We start from the raw sequence: 18,447 nt of genomic DNA on the forward strand, positions 1-18,447 counted from the left end.
GTTTATGCTGCGACTATCGCTTTCGATAATGTTGTACGGTGGGTATATCGTACACGGTATAAAGTTGTGTTGTACGTTGATACAACGCGTGCGCTAGAAGGAGTGCGTTATGTGGTATGTGATTTTACTGGTTGTGGCGGTATGCCTTCTGGTGTTCATTATTGACCGTCCTGCAATGCTCTTGAAGTTTGAAGACGGCAAGTTAGTGCAGCAGAAAGGGAACATTCCACGCGGCTTTCTGATGGGCTGTAAGGACATTGCACAAAAGCAACCGTTCTCAGGCAAAATCAAAGTCTATAACACGCGCTTTAATACCAAGCTGGTCTTTTCCAAGACGGTCCCGTCAAAGGTAAAACAGCGTATCCATAACGTGTTTCCGTACTCAGGCGGCTCTCGTAAGCGGGGCAAACGCGCCTAATCTCTTACAATACAAAGAAATATCACAATTGGGCTTCTTCGGAAGCCTTTGTTGTTTTTTACCCTCATTCAATTCGTCATAGGCTCACAGCACATGCATTCACTTATCCCTCACGCATTTCGATTAACACAAGGGCAGGATCTCAAACAGGCAATTCTCAGCTATGTTCAGCAACATCAACTGCAAGCCGGCTCACTACTTAGCGGGATAGGCTGTCTCTCTCATGCCAATATACGATTGGCCGATGCGTCCCAAGTGAAAAGCCTTCCTGGGCCTCTGGAGATTGTGAGTTTGATGGGCACACTGACGCCAGAGCATGTGCATTTACATATCGTTGTGGCTGATCAGCACGGTCATGTTTGCGGCGGACATTTGATGGAAGGGAGTCTGGTGTCTCATACGGCCGAAATCTGCCTAGCCGCGTATAGCAATCTGCATTTCCATCGTGAGTTTGATGCTAATACGGGTTATACGGAACTGGTGGTGAGTCCTATCTCATGACTGTTTCGTCATAACGTATAGAATAACGTATAGAGAGTGATACAGACGAAGAGAAATGCAGCCGTTGGTTTTATTGAGAAGAGCTTTATTGAGAGAAGCTTTATGAGGCACTGACAGCAGATGCTAGATTGAATGCCGGATTATGAATGATAGTGACGCATCGGCATATCTCGCTGCGTCACTATTTATAGCTGCATGGACTATGGCTGCATGGGTATCTGTGAGGGCGAAATTAAAGAGAAATACGCGAGCTTATCGAACCGCCTTCACAATAGCGGACTTGTTATTTGAATCACTGGCTGAGGCTTTTACCGGTGCTGATACGGCTTGGAATAATGCCCGTTGACTTGAGACAAATGCTTGCACTTTTTCTTCTAAAGCCGCTAAGGCCATTTCTGCTTCTTGTCGTTTTTGTTTTTCTGCTTCTAATTGCTTGCCTAAATCGACCGCTAAATAGCCGCCTTTAATTAAGGCTTTGGTCGTCACATTACTTTCTGTCAGCGCTTTTAGCTCTTCAATCATGTAATAGTGCTTTTCGATATCTCTAATTGTAATTGCCATTGGATACTACTTATTTGACCTCAGTGGATGAGGCTAATGATAATGCTAACAATGATAGTATTATCGCATTTTATGATGATGCATCAAAGTGTTAGATTGCACTTTGTCGGGAGAGTAATTCGCTCAACATGAATAAATGCAATCATTCATTAAGTGCTACTGGCGTTAAAAGAGATGACGCGCTATCGAATCATCGAAGCTATTACGGTGAAAAATCCCCTGTAAAAACAGCTTTGGCTATTGCAACATAGCGCACTTTTCTAAACATGCTTGCAGATTATTTAAGGACAAAGGTTTAATCAGATAGTCGGTCGGGTTAAGCGCAACGACACGTTTCACGGTATCAATTTCACTGTCACTCGTCACAATCACGACAGGCAACGTAGGATGAATCTTTCGAATATGCATGAGTAGATCGATGCCATCTAAAGGACGCTCAATATTCAAATCGAGAAACACGACGTCGACGGTATACTGAGACAAATATTGATACGTTTGCTGTAAGGTAGGCGCATGTAGAATCTGCGGCGACTGTATAGACTGACGCAATAGCTGCGCCAGGATCATCGCCATCATTTTGTTATCTTCAATAATCAGAAATCGTTTCATTTCACGTCCATTTTGCTTGTTCCAATCCATGACCATAAGCAACCATTGAAGAGAGTACGACGGCTCTTTCTAAGAGGGCTTATTGATTTTTATATCATAAAGAAGAACGCGCAGAATGAAATGATCAATATACAGAATTGACGACCCATAATGATTCTCGTCATGACACGCATGAGGAAGAAAAGACGTCAGCAGAAGAAAGGTATTCTTACTTCACGATTGACAGAGAAGAGGACGTTTAGACGAAAGCCAGATCGCAAAAGGCAATAACATAAACAGCCACAGCGTCGAGGGCTCAGGGATAATTGTCTGCATAGCTTGATTGGCTCTTGGCGTATCAGGATTAATGGGCTGATTCAGCAGAATTGTCGAAGGCGGCGTTTGCGCGTTGGACATGACTTCATAGATCGCCTCCGTTTGCGGTGTATCATATGACACGTTCTCTTCCTCATCTGGCGGCGTATTGGCATTATCATCGTGTTGCTGCTTGTCTGCTTGGCTCTCCGAAGACGCTATGTGATTACCCTCTGGATCATTGGTATGGTGCAGGGCGTTTTCTCTTCCTGTATCCGTTCCTGTGCCAGGTTCTGTACTCGGTTCAGTATCAGGTTCGTTTAGCGTTTCTCCTGCATAAAGATCGGTCGTCGGCGAGTTTATCTGTTCTTCTTGTGCTGCGTCATCTTGTGCGGTTGCATCACTGCTTCCTGCTGAGCCTCCGCTGTCACCTGATCCCATCGCATTATTCCCTGATGAACCCGCCGAGCTTGAGCCTGAAGATGCTGCCGCGGGAGAGGCCGTTCCTTTTGAACCGGAAGATCGAAGTGCGCCTCCTGCTGATGCATGATTATTGGCGAGAGAAAGTAAGGCTGAATTGGCAGTATTCACCTTGCGTGAATGAGGCGTCGTTATAAACAGCGGAGCAATGTCTTGAAAATGGGGCAATGGCTTAGAGGGCTCTGTCGACGTCGAGATATTTGCAGTGTGCTGTTCGGGTAACGCGAGCAGTTTTTCTTGGAAAGGACTCGTAAAAAAAAGTTTATCTTTGTGCTCAGGAATAATCCCCATATCGATATACAGATCTTTTGAGGCTTCAAAGGCTTCTCGTTGCATCGCTATAAATGAAGATCGCGCAGAGGGGGATTGTGACCCAGCCAAAGGCTGCTTGGAAGTAGGAAGAGGCAAGTCATGAATATAGCGCGGCACAAAGCCGTCTGAAATGATCAGCGGGAAAAATAGCAGACACAGGCTGATGGCATATATCAACAGTTTCTTCATCTTCGATGGCTACTCCCTTAGACATCACATCGTTATATTATTCCCTATATGCCGCTGGTGGATATAAAGACACGCTCATATGTATAAGATAGAGTACATAGCGCAAATTGCTAATAAAATGAGGATCTTGGCTTATATATGAGCAACCAAAGCTGGTGGACATGTATTTCACGATAAAATAGTTAATACCATGATTTTTAATGATAAAATGTGCCGATTATCTCCATAAGGCTGAGGCAAAGGATGGAATACTACCATACTCTAGTGCACTATAATTTTATTGCTTATCTTCGATTTAACAATCATATACACCATTAAAGGCAAAGCTTAAACACGGAATTTGAAAGATTGTTATTGCTGAAATAGGGTAAAACACCTCATAATCCAGCCGCTTATTCCATCCCTATAATTCACTCGAGAACTGTATGAATCCTGTTGTTGTCAGTATTTCTTTGCTTTTTTGTAGCAATATTTTCATGACCTTCGCTTGGTATGCCCATCTAAAAGAACTCAATAACAAGCCCTGGATTATTGCAGCATTAGTGAGTTGGGGGATTGCCTTATTTGAATACATGCTGCAAGTACCGGCGAATCGAATTGGTTACACAACCTTCAATGTCGGCCAACTGAAAATCATGCAAGAGGTGATTACGTTAATGGTTTTCGTGCCATTCTCGGTTTTTTACCTGCGTGAGCCGCTGAAGCTGGATTACTTATGGTCAGGACTGTGTCTTGTTGGAGCCGTATACTTCGCATTTCGCAGTAAATTTGCCTGAACAAGTCGGGGAGAAGCCCTCTATAGTGACACTGTCACTTGTAGAGAGCTCGAATTAACGTAAGGATGAAGGGGCAATAAGTTCAGCTTTATCAATCATATGCTGATGGATAAAGTACCCACCATAAGCCGCCGTCGGATTTTCCGGTAAATCTAACGTTTCAACGTCTAATGCATAAACCGTGATCGTATAGTTATGTGGTTTGGCTTTTTCTGGCGGACAAGCCCCACCAAACCCTTTAAAACCAAAGTCATTAGCAATTTGACGGGCGCCTTCAGGAAGAAACTCATTGGTTTCATTCCCGGCATGAGCAGAAAGGGATACCACTTTAGCGGGAATATTCACAACCATCCAATGCCACCACCCACTGCCTGTGGGCGCATCCGGATCATACATAGTCACCGCAAAACTCTTGGTACCTTCCGGCACATTTGCCCATGCCAACTGGGGGGAGACATTTTCCCCGGTGCATCCCCATTTATCAAACACTTGTGCCTTTGTCAGTGATTTTCCATCCTGAACGCTCGTGCTTGTCAGTGTCATTTTCCCTTCTGAATCTGAAGCGAACAACAGACTGGATGGGAGAGATAGGCAGCCTAATACAATGAATAGTAAAAGATTATTCTTAGAGATGGACATCGAGCAATTACCTCTGTCGCCAATATTCAACTTGGCTATAAGCGTAGACGTGTTCTTCGTAACTGCAAAGCCTATCGAGGCGCGATAGTAGGGGTGGGAGACAAGCGTAGATGGCCGTAGCGTAGATATAGATGCGTGGTGACAGCGTCACAATATATGTGACGCTGTCACTGAAATTAACGGCTTATTGATGGTTTAGTAGATACCTTTAGCTTTTGCATCTTTCAACCAGGCTGGGAACTCATTCAACAGGCGGGCATATAATTCCTCATCCTTGATGGTGGCAAAATCATCAATGGCAAAAAAGTCCGCGTTATCACACACTCGGCCACCCATGTCATCCAGCTTTTCTAGCACACCGTACCCATGGCCACCAAGGCCGACGCATTGCCAAAAAATCGGCTTGTCAGAGGCATCTCGAACAATCTTTTCAATTTTCTTGTTCTCATAAATCCCCCCGTCAGTGATGAAAATGACATAAGCCGGAATGTTTGTGTGTTGATAGTGCTGAAGCACGGCCTCTAAAACTGGTGGCTCGTTGTTACCAAAGCCAAGGCCTTTCACAATTTCACTGGCGAAAAAGCCTTTGCTTCTAATGCTATCAATATAGCCATCCAAATTTTGTAAGGTCACATCCGGGCACTTTTTGCATTTATTCGCAAAAGCCCACAAGTCTAATGCCATATCATCATCAAACTGCGTTGCCAGTACCGCAATGCGATCTAAGACAGATTGAACATGCCCGGAAGAGAACTGGCGCGTCATACTGCCTGAGCAATCTAACACAAACCCCACACGCGCCTTAATCTGGGTCAGGTTATTTTTCTCTAGCGAAACAGTCGCTGCTTTCGCCAAATTGATCAGGCGAGGGGCATTGTCTGCAATTTTCTTTTCTAAAGATACCGAGGTCGTCGCCGGCTGTTCAGTGGGATCGCCAGCCACATCGACACCATAGTTAATGGCCAGCGGGCCTAATCCGCCATAAAAGCCCATCCCGCTGGCTTTAAATTTCCACTTATCATTATGTTTGTACACTTCACCCAAAATCAGCGCTTTCTCAGACATTGACTGATTTTTCGGGGTAAATGAGAACAGGTTGGCGACGCTGATCGTCACATTGCTGACATCACGGAATGCATGTGATGAATGGATAGCCACCGTGATAGGGACCGATGTAACATCCGCAGGCATGCGGCTCACATCAAACGTAAACGCAAAGCCACCATCAATGGCTTTAAGTGAAACCGCATTGGCTTCCGACGTCGGCTGATTATAAAAAATGAAATCGGCATCTGATCTCACTTTCTTATTCGATGCCAGAAGATACGCAGAGACATCAATATCATTCATATCTACCACGCCGGCATGAATCATGACATTGACATCAAATGTGTTTTTATCGATTACCAAATTTTGGCCTGATTGTAGTGCGTTCATCACTTTCCTTATCTATTGCCAGATCATCAAGAAATCCTTTCTGTACTGGTACGTTCTAACCGGTTTGGCTCATCATGTATATTCTGAAGAGACAAAACAGCGGGGCAGTTAATGGCTTATTACGTCTGTTTCAGGCCATGACATGCATTTATGAATCCGTACTCACGCATTAATATTGATTGATTTATAAACAAATCGGGCAGCTGTTGAATTGGAGAATGCTCAGAGTGACTAAACTTCGGCTTGATTGTTTGGTTTATAGACTGAATTTGTTGATGTAATCGCATGGGGTGACGCCGTCACATTTTGTTTTCATCGGTTGTCTATCGATAATCCTATTCGAAATATTTAATGCCTGACAAATCCACAGTGTGATTCGCTTTTGTCGTGTGAAAGCGTCATCGGTGATGACCTATGTAATCAGAAAGCGGGCAGGGATGTCGGACTTTGTTGAGGAAAATCACAGAACACAAATGTCCAATCATTCAGACACAACCATCGACTACTATTGATTTGTTAACTGTCTATCACCTAAGGAGAAACAAGGATGTCTTGCTCAAATCCGCATCATACACACGCGAACCATCAACACGGTCCTCACTGTGGACATACTGCCATTCAGCATGGTGATCATGTTGATTACCTGGTTGATGGTGTATTGCATCATCCACACGGCGATCACTGTGACGAGCATGTCATCGACGTTGATAACAATCATCCGAATGAGTGTAACGCCAAACACCAATGTGATGGTCACGTACATGGCCCGGATTGTGGACATGAAGCAGTGAAGCATGGCGATCACATCGACTACATTGTTGATGGCCGTTTGCATCATCAACATGGGGATCACTGTGATGACCATGGGCCAGTTGAAGTTTTGGCTGAGTGATTTTGAAGAACGCTTTGAATGTATAAAGCCCCGAAAGGGGCTTTTGTCTTTTTGGTGTATGCGTATTTTTATTAAAGACGGTGAGTCTAGAAAGCCATCATTGATAAGTTCCTGTTTGCTTGTGTCATGATGCAAAAGGCAGATGGTTGTACCACTACCTGCAATGCAAATCAGGCACTCCCGCCAGTAAGATCATCCCGTTGCAGAAATTTGAGTACATATTGCTGGGTAGGAAGGAATGGACAATAATAAAGATTATTGTGCTTGATATCATAGACTTAGATTCGAATTATGAATTATATTGAGTAAATTTAATGCAATATCCCTGAAGGATGCATATGTCACTTACGGTTTTTTCAAAACGATTCAAAAAAGAATTAGACTACTTTCAATTAGAACGATTGTTTGAAATTGAGGTGAAACATACTGAGATCAGTTTTCGTGATTTTGTGAAAATTGATGCCGAATGCCCATGTTGTCATGCAGCAGATGGTCACTATGTTAAAGAAAAATTGAATGGTGATGGGAGAGCGATATCCCAACCTTGTTTTAGATTTAAAAAGCATTATGACTTCTGTATCTACAACAGTGTTAAAAGTGAACTCAATGAAAGTTATATTTCATTCGCAATGCCTAAAGAAGGATCTGATACAACTAAAAGAATATCTCATCTCGTTTGTGCAGCAATAGAAAATAATTTTTTCTCTCAGGAAGATATAAGAAATATGAGAGAGTGGTTTTCTGGTGAGAAATTTTATGAAATTGGTGAGGTTAATATAAACCCTCATATTATCAATCTAGCTAAAGTGGCAATAAGAAGAAGGAATCATGGCGAAAAATATTATCTCCCATATAACTTAAATGAAAACAACTTATCAATTGAAGCTTATGAATCAATGCATTTCAGATATAAGATATTCGAAGGTAAGTCCAAATTTATTCATGCTATTGATAGTAAAGCATGCCAAAATAAAGTGATTTCAAGTAATGGTCACGAACGAGTCTTAATAAATAATTTAAATAAACTCTACGACATCGACCTTAAAGTTAGATCATTATCTAGCTCGATAATAATGGCAGAAAAATGGCCTCGCATAAGTAAGTGTAGAGTGAACGAGAGGGAATCTATTAATGCATTCTCTTCACTTATTTTATATATCAATAATTGGGACCTTCATAAATCATTTAAATTATATTTTGATTTAAAATCAATTGAACAAGTTACTAATAATAATCTCGGTAGTCTGATAGGTATTAACCCTGTCTCAAATTTCAGATACTTATCCTGCTTGTCGATAATCAACTCCATTACGGTTGATTTTGATGTAGAAGAAGCTTTTGAAAAAGAAAAAGCCTATTTAATCAGAGAGAAAGAAGAACAAGAAGCAGCTAAACGAATTCAAAATGATAATAACGATATAGACTTAATATTTTGATCTCTGTTACATATTCAAAAGCCCGCAAACCTATAGGTCTAGCGGGCTTTTTTATGTTTGCCTTAAAACCGAATCATTTGCTTTTCTGTAGGGGACTTTTACGTAAACCAACAGAGAGCAGATGTGTTAACTGCCATAGCTTGCGTTATCTCTATAACAAGGTGACGAAAAAAGTGGGAACGGGCGAATCGTGAAGGTTTTATATCTAAGAGATGGTATCAATCAGTCACTACTTTCTTTATTACTTAGCGGTTACGGTGTCACAAAAAAGGTTTTTTACACCCCAATAGCCCTGTAAACCGATTCAAACTTGCAAGTCATACACTCAAGCCGTATTCAACGGGCAATTACGTACAGACTTTGCTGTGATAATCACCGAACCGAACAAGAATAATGCGAATTGAAGTGCCAATAACAATACCTGGAAGCAGACAATTAGCTGGATTCACAAAGCCTAGGTTGAAATCTGCGATGAAGTCGGGGAGTAAGGTCACATATTTTCAGACAGAAAACACCGCATGGCGATCAAGGCACAATACGAATTGCTTATTCAAATGGTTTGCCGTGTTGTTCAAGGTATTCTCGGGTTGCCGCTAATCAAACACAGACTCGGTTTCACTGAACCGTAAGTTCATCAGTTTGCCAGTGGCATCATCAATGAAAACCAGATTACAACTGGAGAGCTTCGTTCTTCAAAGCTTTTATTTTTTAAAGAACATCCGTGATGTAGGCCCATCAATTTGGATCAGTTTACCCAAACATTCACGCCGGTTACGGGGTTGGTAGATTTTGGGTTTGCGTTTGGAATGAGGAACCCAGAGACCATCGGCAATCATCCATTGGCGTAACGTTTCCAACGAGATGTGTATGTCATGGATCTCCGATAACTTTTCGTGAGCTAATGTTGGCCCGAAGTCAGGATATTTTTCATTGATCAACTTCAGGCAATGATATCGAACATCGTCACTGAGTTTATTGGAAGATGGTTTACCTCGGCGTTGATGGACAAGGCCAGCGGCACCCAATTGACGAAATCGAGTAACCAGTCGTTGCACTTGGCGAACGCTAAGCGAAAGAATCCGAGCGGCATCTGCACGACGGATCCGTTTTTCGCAAACATCTCGAATAGCACCAAGTTTTAAAATCTCTTTGTCATTCATAGTTACCAACATCATTTCAAGCTCGCATCAAACAATCAGATGCAGATTAAGATAGGTAAAAACGGGACATTTTAGCTTTGCAGAAAAGAGACACTTTAACTTTGGAGCTACACCTTAAGTGCGCATTATGTATATTATGTTAAATTAGATGTATTAAAGCCAAATCTATCAGTATCTTGGTTGCTATGTATTCCACTTTGCTCTCCCTCACTCTCTACTTGATGATGTGATTTTTGTCGCATTTAACAGTATTGGCTATTTACCATAAAATAGGTAATTAACACCTATTTTTAAGCACTGCTGCAAATGGTCAGTTTGCCTGGTGCTTCAAAACATGGTGTTAATTACAAGGCTTGGTTTACCAAGCCTTAACGCTGTCGAGCTTTGAACGGCAACAATCTTCGTAGATCACCGGCAACGATCCATTGGCTGATATTGACTTAACATGCTGTCGAGTTCTTTGGCCAAGATCGGTTTGGCCAAAAAGCCATTCATACCGGCGTTGAAGTATTCTTCTTGGTCTGACTGCATGACGTTCGCCGTTAACGCGACGATTGGCACATCAATACCATTAGCCCGCAAAACTTGTGTAGCCGATATGCCGTCCATCCCCGGCATTGAAATGTCCATGAAGATCAAATCAAAGTCGCAACCATCTTGTTGTGTTATCTGAATGACTTCATGCCCATTGTTGGCGATTCGAACTTGGTGTCCACGTTTCTCCAGCATTAACTTGGCGACCAACTGATTGGTCGGACTGTCTTCTGCTACCAAGATATTCATGGCTATCGGTTGTGCCGCTTGCTCGACAAATGTTTTTGTCTCAACACTCTGTGCTCTGGCTTCGATGATTGGAATCACAACGGTAAAACAACTGCCCACACCCAACTGACTTTGCAATGAAATGCGGCCATGCATTTTCTTCACTAGATGTTGGCTGATCGCCAGGCCCAAACCGGTACCACCGTATTGCCGTGTGATACTGCCATCGGCTTGCATGAATGGATTGAACAATGTCTTTTGTGCTTCCGGCGCAATCCCAATACCGGTATCTGTAATTTTGATGTGCAGATCATTGTCGACTCTGTCTACATCCACACGAACATAACCTTCATTGGTAAACTTAATCGCATTGCCAATCAGGTTGAACAACACTTGAGAAATTCGGTTTTTATCACCAATGATGCTCTCTGGCACCCACGGGCTGATCGCAGTTTGCAGCTGAATCTGTTTCTTGTTCGCTTGCTCTTGCATTTGTGTTGCGACCAAATCCAAACAACTGGTTAACGACATTTCTGCGTTGAACAATTCAAAATTAGTAGACTCAACACGCGACAGATCCAAAATGTCGTTGATGATGGTTAACAGTAACTGTGCGGACTGATCCATCTGATTCACCCAGCCTGACTGTTGGGTGTCTAATCCTGAGTCTGCAAGAATGTCGAGTAAACCTAATACCGCATTCAATGGCGTACGGATTTCATGACTCATCATCGCCAAAAATTCTGACTTGGCTTTGTTAGCCGCCTCTGCCTGTTGGCGAGCTTCCTGCAGTTCTTGTAATCGTTGCTTTCGATACGTGATGTCTTTGGCGGTACCACGAAAGCCCAGTAACTCACCGTGCTTACTAAAATACGGTGTGCCACTGAAACTGATCCACAAGGCCCCTTCACTTTTTGGTAATTGCCACTCGAAGTCTTCAAAGGTTTGGCGTTGTGCCAACACCGTTTCAAGCTGCTGCGCAAACTCTGGCTGATCAGCAAAAATTGATAAGATACTTTGTGTATCAATAACATGGTTGGCTAAGTGTGGTGATGATATGTAGGTAAATCGGTAATCCGGATCGACTTCCCAAAACCAGTCACCTACCGTTTTCGCAAAATCTTTAAATCGTTGTTGGCTATGTGTCAGCTCTTGCGTACGAATAGTCACTAACGATTGCAGACGTTCACGGTAATCAATATCGATAATGGCGCGTTCAAGCAATGGGCGGAATCGCTCTAATACCCGACGGCAATTTGGTGAAAACTGCCCTTTTTCTGAATGCAAAAACAGTAGCAATGCATCACCCGAACTGACTTTTACCCCTGTTAATAACACGGAGCGACAATGTTTGATGAGTTCAAGTGGCAGAGATTTGAATTCGTAAACCTGTTTGGGATCGAACAGCGCAATACTTTCGCCATGCATGGAACGAATAAAGGTATTACCAATGGGCCAAACGCTGGATTCAAAAAAACGACACGTTGTCACCAGTTCTTGGAGTGGCGCGGTTTCATCTTCTCGTGTTAACACTAAGGCGTGCTCAAACCCAATGTACTTTCTTAATACTGAAAGTAACCCATTGAAAACCTGTCTCTTATTGTTCGCACCGGCCATAGCTGCCATGCCGGCAAGGATGGCAGTATTTTCTTCACGCAATTGGTTTTCGCGCTCTTTCGTGCGCATAAGATCAAGCAGGGTTTCTTGAAGTTTTTCAGATTCATAGTTCGCCATGGCTTAATCCTTATGAAATAACACAGCAGAGATCATTAAGTTGCCATGGGCGTTTTCGCCACCTTCAAACTGACCTTGTTCACCAAACGTAAAAGGACTCACAAAAGGCGCTTCGTGCATTGCATGATTCACATGCGCGGCGACTTCATCCATGCGATCTTGCACGCGCAGCATACAACCGGCACAGTAAATGGTGATACCACCAATCGGCTGCAATAAATTATGGTCTGCATCGATATGACAAGCCGCATCCACTACCCGACCCGCTCGCGTTATCAGGCGCTCATCGGTGCCGTTCATAAAGTACAGCGTTTCGCCTTTCTTTATTTGTGCAAACAGTTTGATGCCACCGCGCTGGGTGATCTCTCTCGGATGGGCTAATTTGAAATATGGCATGTCATGGATATGGCCCGCGACACGACCCAATGGATTCAAGCTGCTGCTTTTTGCCAAATTTTTACCTTGCGACAAACGCTCCTTCATCCATTCTTCATACACTTCAATGGCGGGTCTGCCGTCTAATTCAAGCAGCTCTCGGTCATCAACGCGGGTCGCAATGGCCGACAAACCGGTACTCGCATAGCCGGAGTGAAATGAATAACTAATGTGACAAGATGGATAAATAACACTAAGTCCGACCCCCTCCTGACACGTTTGTTCATGGGTAAAGATGTGCCAATTCCCTTGAATAAAATCATCAGCTGCACTGCCACCAATGATCGGAACAGAGACGCCTAGTTCATCATTGATACCACGAATAACATCTTCCTCATCACCCGGACTTGCGTGCAAAATAATGAGTGACGGCAATTCACCCGGTCGACCACTGTTGGCAATGGCTTTGAGTAGTGCCTGGCGTGCCATCTCATATTTTGGCCGCTGGCTGGCAACAATCGCGCTGCCGTAAGCACCATCGTAGTCAGAGATTGCCCATAATGCGACGCCTGTACCTTGATGATATCCCGCATCGGTCATGACACCTTGGCACGATGTCGACCCAAGGATCTGAGCAAACGGAAAGGCTGCCGTTAATGCCCGCTGAAGCGTCTCTACCTCATAGTTTTCGGAGAAATACACCAATATCAACTTAGGGTTGATGATTTTTTGATGCAAAGAGGCAATGGCCTGCGTGATGGCGCCAGACGTTGACGGATTTGATGAGAAGCTTGTGGATATATCCATTGGAACGTAATTATTGTTTTTTATTAACATTCATCATAATCGTTTTTTCTCAAGACTTCAGAACTGTCTAAATGTTTTTTGCTATATATCATTAAAGTTCTGACCCACTTAACCGTTATCATAGTGCTTGAAAACACTTAGATTCTTATTGATGAGCGCAATATGGAAGCGAATACAAAACACGTAGTCCTGATCACTGGTGGTGCCAACGGCATTGGTAAAGGGATCGCAAATACCCTCTCGAAAACCATGACAGTCGTGGTGGCTGATCTGAATAAAGATGCAGGAGATCTCTTGGTCTCGGAAAACCCGCTGATTCGATTTAAGCACGTCGATGTGGCGATTGAGTCAGAGGTTGAAGCCTTGATCGATGACATTATCCGACAGCACGGACGACTTGATAGTGTGATTAACAATGCCGCGATTGCTGATCCTTACAATGCCCCCCTTGAGACGCTTGATCTCTCCTACTGGCATAAAGTCATAGCGGTGAATTTAACCGCGCCGCTGCTTGTAACGAAATACAGTTTGCCGCATTTGCGAAAACAACAGGGTGCGGTGATAAATATGAGTTCGACTCGTGCGTTACAATCCGAACCGAATACGGAAGCGTACAGCGCATCCAAAGGTGGCATTGTGGCACTCACCCACTCATTAGCGATCAGCTTAGGGCCAGACGTTCGCGTGAATTGTATTTCGCCAGGTTGGATTGACGTGATCAATGATCCGCTACGACCTATTGATCATGAGCAGCACCCAGTTGGCCGTGTCGGTATGCCAGATGATATTACAGGACTGGTGAAATTTTTAATTTCAGAGGATGCCCGTTTTATTACCGGACAGAATTTTGTAGTAGATGGCGGCATGACCAAAAAAATGATCTATCAGGAATAACCTCGACATCACCCAAGGTATACCTTTTTAGCCCTTTATCCATTGGTTTACTATTTTATTTACCATAATAAAAGGGGTTTAATCATAAACCCCTTTTATTCAACACTTTTCATTTTAAGCGTTTAATTAACATCACTTTTTCACAGTGAATGTTGCAAGAATCTCTTCTTCACCTTGGGTGATTTTAACGGCCCATTCCATCTCAGAATGTGTGCACTCTGGCACACTAAATGTGCCTTTCCAACCCGTTGCCGTTTGTTCAAAGGTGACCGGAATCGTCCCCATGAACATACTTACCCCTTCAACAACCGCTGTCGGTTTAACATTTGTGTTATCAATTTGTACAACAAGTGGCTGATTAGCAATGGCAGGTAGCGGTGTCAGCGAAATATTTTTGACCTTTTTGCTCTCTTTATCCGTACAGTTTTGTGACCCTAAAACGCAACTAAACGCACTGGATGCCGTTGTGGTTGTATCTTCATAGGTGACTGTTCTCCATACAAATGCGGTGATTAACACTGCCATTAAGAAGATAATTTGAAGAAATCGACCTTTAGTGAGCTTTTCTGCAGCCATGTTTTTTCGTGCTTCCCGTGTTACAGAGGTCAAAGTTTTCACATAAATGTTGCTTAACCGTAAACAATGTGTGGGCTTGACTCTGTCAATGATATGTAAAAACAAGTAGTATATGTCATTGAAAATGCCACTTTTACAACAAAATAGCAATTTAATTGGTGAGTTGTTGATAAAAACAACGTGCCATAAATAAGCTTTGGGTGGCATTGCGACAACTTGTTGTTCGCACAAGGAAATAAAGTGTAGTTGAACAATTCAAATTGGAAGCAACAACATGAGCCAAGTAAAGCAGCTTGAACAAAACTACAACTATACGGTCGTCCGTCAGTTCACCTTAGCTACCATACTTTGGGGAATCGTCGGCATGGGCGTTGGTGTATTGATCGCCGCTCAATTGGTGTGGCCGGCACTTAACTTTGACACTCCCTGGTTGACTTACAGCCGCTTGCGACCACTGCATACTAATGCGGTGATTTTCGCATTCGGTACCAGTGCGCTATTTGCAACGTCTTACTACGTTGTGCAGCGTACCTGTCAAGCCAGACTGTTTGGTGGCAAGTTAGCGTCGTTCACCTTTTGGGGTTGGCAAGCCATTATCCTATCCGCCGCAATTTCATTGCCGATGGGTTGGACTTCGGGTAAAGAATACGCAGAACTGGAATGGCCGATTGATATCGCCATTGCTGTTGTCTGGGTTGCCTATGCCATTGTCTTTTTCGGTACCATGATTAAACGAAACACGTCCCACATTTATGTGGCGAACTGGTTCTTTGGTGCCTTCATCCTGACGGTCGCGGTACTTCACATTGTGAATAGCCTAGCTGTCCCAGTATCTATGGGTAAGTCCTATTCGGCTTATTCCGGCGCTGTGGATGCTATGGTGCAATGGTGGTATGGGCACAACGCCGTAGGTTTCCTATTGACCGCTGGTTTCTTGGGTATGATGTATTACTTCGTACCGAAACAAGCAGGTCGCCCGGTGTACTCATACCGTCTATCGATTGTCCATTTCTGGGCGTTAATCTCTCTGTACATTTGGGCCGGTCCTCACCACCTACACTACACCGCGCTTCCTGACTGGACGCAGTCGTTAGGTATGGTGATGTCACTGATCTTGTTCGCACCGTCTTGGGGCGGGATGATCAACGGTATCATGACACTGTCGGGTGCATGGCATAAATTGCGCTACGATCCTATCCTTCGCTTCCTTGTCGTTTCACTGTCTTTCTACGGTATGTCGACGTTTGAAGGTCCAATGATGGCCATTAAGACGGTCAATGCCCTGTCGCACTACACCGACTGGACCATTGGTCACGTTCACTCTGGCGCATTGGGTTGGGTTGCGATGGTCTCTATTGGTGCGATTTACCATTTGATTCCAAAACTGTTCGGCCAAGAGCGTATGTACTCTATCCGCCTGATCAACGTTCACTTCTGGTTAGCGACCATCGGTACCGTGTTGTACATCGTGGCGATGTGGATTTCTGGTGTGATGCAAGGTCTGATGTGGCGTGCGGTTAATACCGACGGTACGTTGACTTATAGCTTTGTTGAATCGCTACAAGCCTCTTACCCGTTCTACATTGTTCGCTTCATTGGTGGCTTAATCTTCCTGTCGGGCATGTTCTTAATGGCGTACAACGCTTACAAGACCATTGCTGCGCCAAAAGAAAGCCTACGCACCACTGAGCAACCTGCATAAGGAGTCCGACAATGGCAAATAATCGTCATGAGATTGTAGAAAAAAATGTCGGCCTTCTCGCCATTCTGATTGTGTTTGCAATCAGCTTTGGTGCGCTGGTTGAAATCACCCCATTGCTTTATCAGGATCAGACAACCGAACCGGTTGATAACCTGCGTCCTTATACGGCACTGGAAATGGAAGGTCGTGATATTTATATCCGTGAAGGCTGTAACGTTTGTCACAGCCAGATGATCCGTCCTTTCCGCTCAGAAACAGAACGTTATGGTCACTACTCTCTGGCCGGTGAAAGCGTATGGGAACACCCATTCCTATGGGGTTCTAAACGTACAGGTCCGGATCTGGCACGTGTAGGTGGTCGTTATTCTGATGACTGGCACCGTGTTCACTTGCGTGACCCGCGTGCGGTTGTTCCTGAGTCAAACATGCCTGCCTTCCCGTGGTTAGAAGAGAACGTCTTGGACGGCGAACTGACCTCTAAGAAACTGGCCATCTTCAAAGACAAATTTGGTGTGCCATATACCGATGAGCAAGTGGCCAACGCAGGTGAAGAAGTGAAAGGCAAGACTGAAATGGATGCGATCATCGCCTACCTTCAGTCACTCGGCCATGCAATGAAATAAGGAGAACCCAATGGATATTGGAACCATTCATAGCATTTGGACGGTAGTGTTGTTCACCAGTTTTATCGGCATTGTCGTTTGGGCATTCAGCAAACGTCAGAAGGCGCGCTTTGAAGAAGCTGCCAATCTGGTTTTTGCCGATGAAGACAAAGACGTGGCAACCAGAGAAAACGACAGGAGCAAGGAAGCATGACGACGTTTTGGAGTCTATGGATAACAATCATCACTATCGCGACGTTTGTTGGTGTTGCTGCCCTGCTGGTTTGGTGTAGTCGTGACACCATGGGTGTCGCAGAAGGTGAAGATATGGGGCACGAGTACGATGGTATTCGTGAGATCAATAACCCACTGCCAAAATGGTGGTCCTACATGTTCTGGGGCACGCTGGTTTTTGGTGCGGTTTACCTTGTGCTTTACCCAGGACTGGGTAGCTTCAAAGGTGTGCTGGGTTGGCAAAGTTCGGATCAAACCGTGCGTTCATTGCAAGAGTCTAACGCCTCGATTGCCAATGCACACAGCGAGCAACGTCTTGATCAGTACGCACGTGAATTGGATGCCGCAGAAGCAGAGTTTGGTGAGACGTTCAAACGTATTGCCTACGATGCCTCCGGTAACAACCTTCGTCCCATTACGGATATCGCGCAGGATGAAGAAGCATTAAAAGTGGGTCAGCGTCTGTTCTTGCAGAACTGTGCCCAGTGTCATGCTTCCGATGCGCGTGGTCAGTTGGGTTACCCTAACCTGGCAGACGGTGCATGGTTGTATGGCGGTGAAGCAGAAACCATCAAAACCACTATCATGGAAGGCCGTATTGGCGTGATGCCAGCATGGATCGATTCATTAGGGGCTGATGGCGTCACTGAAGTAACCAGCTATGTATTGAGCATGTCTGGCCGTAAAGTGAATGCGAAAGAAGCCGCTGCGGGTAAACAGAAGTTCGTGGTATGTGCAGCGTGTCATGGTACGGATGGTAAAGGTAACCCAGCATTTGGTGCACCTGATCTAACCGATAACACCTGGTTGTACGGTGGTTCGCGTCGTGCGGTTGAAGACACCATCATTCACGGCCGCCAAGGTGTAATGCCAGCATGGAAAGATATTCTGGGTGAAGAAAAAATTCAGGTTATCTCTGCCTATGTCTGGAGCTTGAGCAACGACACGAAAAAGTAATGCCGACGCATTACGGATAACACCCTCTCAGTCGCATGATGATCAAACGCACTGAGCCATAATACCTGCCCTCATTCATTGAGGGCAGCCTCCTCACCGC

18 protein-coding genes and 1 pseudogene are annotated in these 18,447 nt (G+C 44.3%); 10 read left to right on the plus strand and 9 right to left on the minus strand.

Annotated features, from left to right (window positions below):
- Window positions 1–109 precede the first annotated feature (109 nt).
- Entirely contained in the window at window positions 110–418 is a 309-nt protein-coding gene (locus ABT58_RS12620; protein ID WP_047874759.1) for a DUF3634 family protein, read from the plus strand.
- A 93-nt stretch (window positions 419–511) separates the two neighbouring features.
- Entirely contained in the window at window positions 512–919 is a 408-nt protein-coding gene (locus tag ABT58_RS12625; RefSeq protein ID WP_047874844.1) for a PPC domain-containing DNA-binding protein, read from the plus strand.
- Window positions 920–1,171: 252 nt separating this feature from the next.
- Here ABT58_RS12625 and ABT58_RS12630 read toward each other — a convergent pair whose 3' ends face one another.
- The 3 genes from ABT58_RS12630 to ABT58_RS12640 form a co-directional block, all read right to left on the minus strand.
- The gene (locus ABT58_RS12630; RefSeq protein WP_229821646.1) at window positions 1,172–1,480 is read right to left on the minus strand and encodes a hypothetical protein; all 309 of its coding nucleotides are present in this window, start codon (window positions 1,478–1,480) and stop codon (window positions 1,172–1,174) included.
- A 237-nt stretch (window positions 1,481–1,717) separates the two neighbouring features.
- Entirely contained in the window at window positions 1,718–2,119 is a 402-nt protein-coding gene (locus ABT58_RS12635) for a response regulator (RefSeq protein ID WP_158261704.1), read from the minus strand.
- Window positions 2,120–2,302: 183 nt separating this feature from the next.
- Window positions 2,303–3,364 (minus strand): hypothetical protein, encoded by a 1,062-nt coding sequence (locus ABT58_RS12640; RefSeq protein WP_047874760.1) that lies wholly within the window; start codon window positions 3,362–3,364, stop codon window positions 2,303–2,305.
- Window positions 3,365–3,789: 425 nt separating this feature from the next.
- Here ABT58_RS12640 and ABT58_RS12645 point away from each other — a divergent pair, with 425 nt between their 5' ends.
- Window positions 3,790–4,140 (plus strand): DMT family protein, encoded by a 351-nt coding sequence (locus ABT58_RS12645; RefSeq protein ID WP_047874761.1) that lies wholly within the window; start codon window positions 3,790–3,792, stop codon window positions 4,138–4,140.
- A 54-nt stretch (window positions 4,141–4,194) separates the two neighbouring features.
- Here the strand turns inward: ABT58_RS12645 and ABT58_RS12650 are convergent, their stop codons facing one another.
- Both ABT58_RS12650 and ABT58_RS12655 read right to left on the minus strand, forming a co-directional pair.
- Window positions 4,195–4,683 carry a YbhB/YbcL family Raf kinase inhibitor-like protein gene (locus ABT58_RS12650; RefSeq protein ID WP_229821652.1) on the minus strand — a complete coding sequence of 163 codons (489 nt, stop codon included), beginning with the start codon at window positions 4,681–4,683 and terminating at the stop codon, window positions 4,195–4,197.
- A 291-nt stretch (window positions 4,684–4,974) separates the two neighbouring features.
- The gene (locus ABT58_RS12655) at window positions 4,975–6,216 is read right to left on the minus strand and encodes a vWA domain-containing protein (protein ID WP_047874763.1); all 1,242 of its coding nucleotides are present in this window, start codon (window positions 6,214–6,216) and stop codon (window positions 4,975–4,977) included.
- A gap of 547 nt (window positions 6,217–6,763) precedes the next feature.
- Here ABT58_RS12655 and ABT58_RS23750 point away from each other — a divergent pair.
- Both ABT58_RS23750 and ABT58_RS12665 read left to right on the plus strand, forming a co-directional pair.
- Window positions 6,764–7,108, plus strand: a complete 345-nt coding sequence (locus ABT58_RS23750) for a hypothetical protein (protein WP_082211091.1) — start codon at window positions 6,764–6,766, stop codon at window positions 7,106–7,108.
- A 338-nt stretch (window positions 7,109–7,446) separates the two neighbouring features.
- A complete protein-coding gene (locus ABT58_RS12665) occupies window positions 7,447–8,544 on the plus strand; it encodes a hypothetical protein (protein ID WP_047874765.1) in 1,098 nt (365 codons plus the stop codon).
- 555 nt (window positions 8,545–9,099) lie between these two features.
- Here ABT58_RS12665 and ABT58_RS12670 read toward each other — a convergent pair.
- The 3 genes and pseudogenes from ABT58_RS12670 to ABT58_RS12680 all read right to left on the minus strand — a co-directional run.
- Window positions 9,100–9,704, minus strand: a pseudogene (locus ABT58_RS12670) (helix-turn-helix domain-containing protein); the annotation flags it as partial.
- A gap of 408 nt (window positions 9,705–10,112) precedes the next feature.
- Window positions 10,113–12,200 carry a PAS domain-containing hybrid sensor histidine kinase/response regulator gene (locus ABT58_RS12675; protein ID WP_047874766.1) on the minus strand — a complete coding sequence of 696 codons (2,088 nt, stop codon included), beginning with the start codon at window positions 12,198–12,200 and terminating at the stop codon, window positions 10,113–10,115.
- A gap of 3 nt (window positions 12,201–12,203) precedes the next feature.
- Complete coding sequence (locus ABT58_RS12680) at window positions 12,204–13,382, minus strand: FIST signal transduction protein (protein WP_047874767.1); 1,179 nt, start codon at window positions 13,380–13,382, stop codon at window positions 12,204–12,206.
- A 162-nt stretch (window positions 13,383–13,544) separates the two neighbouring features.
- Here ABT58_RS12680 and ABT58_RS12685 point away from each other — a divergent pair, with 162 nt between their 5' ends.
- Window positions 13,545–14,276, plus strand: coding sequence for an SDR family oxidoreductase (locus ABT58_RS12685; RefSeq protein WP_047874768.1), 732 nt, complete (start codon window positions 13,545–13,547; stop codon window positions 14,274–14,276).
- Between the two features lie 132 nt (window positions 14,277–14,408).
- On the opposite strand, the gene ABT58_RS12690 is transcribed toward ABT58_RS12685, so the two are convergent.
- Window positions 14,409–14,894: a hypothetical protein gene (locus ABT58_RS12690; protein WP_229821643.1), complete on the minus strand. Its 486-nt coding sequence runs from the start codon at window positions 14,892–14,894 to the stop codon at window positions 14,409–14,411.
- Window positions 14,895–15,126: 232 nt separating this feature from the next.
- On the opposite strand from ABT58_RS12690, the gene ccoN reads away from it, so the two are divergent.
- From ccoN to ccoP, 4 genes are read left to right on the plus strand one after another with little or no spacing between them, the layout of a single operon-like run.
- Window positions 15,127–16,554: a cytochrome-c oxidase, cbb3-type subunit I gene (gene ccoN, locus ABT58_RS12695; protein ID WP_047874770.1), complete on the plus strand. Its 1,428-nt coding sequence runs from the start codon at window positions 15,127–15,129 to the stop codon at window positions 16,552–16,554.
- Window positions 16,555–16,565: 11 nt separating this feature from the next.
- The gene (ccoO, locus tag ABT58_RS12700) at window positions 16,566–17,177 is read left to right on the plus strand and encodes a cytochrome-c oxidase, cbb3-type subunit II (RefSeq protein WP_047874771.1); all 612 of its coding nucleotides are present in this window, start codon (window positions 16,566–16,568) and stop codon (window positions 17,175–17,177) included.
- A gap of 10 nt (window positions 17,178–17,187) precedes the next feature.
- On the plus strand, window positions 17,188–17,370 hold the full coding sequence (locus tag ABT58_RS12705; RefSeq protein ID WP_047874772.1) for a cbb3-type cytochrome oxidase subunit 3: 183 nt from the start codon (window positions 17,188–17,190) through the stop codon (window positions 17,368–17,370).
- Window positions 17,367–18,347 (plus strand): cytochrome-c oxidase, cbb3-type subunit III, encoded by a 981-nt coding sequence (gene ccoP, locus ABT58_RS12710; protein ID WP_047874773.1) that lies wholly within the window; start codon window positions 17,367–17,369, stop codon window positions 18,345–18,347. Before ABT58_RS12705 ends, ccoP begins: the two co-directional genes overlap by 4 nt.
- Window positions 18,348–18,447 lie beyond the last annotated feature (100 nt).

The sequence above is a fragment of the Photobacterium aphoticum genome, assembly GCF_001029435.1.
GTDB classification, from domain to species: domain Bacteria; phylum Pseudomonadota; class Gammaproteobacteria; order Enterobacterales; family Vibrionaceae; genus Photobacterium; species Photobacterium aphoticum.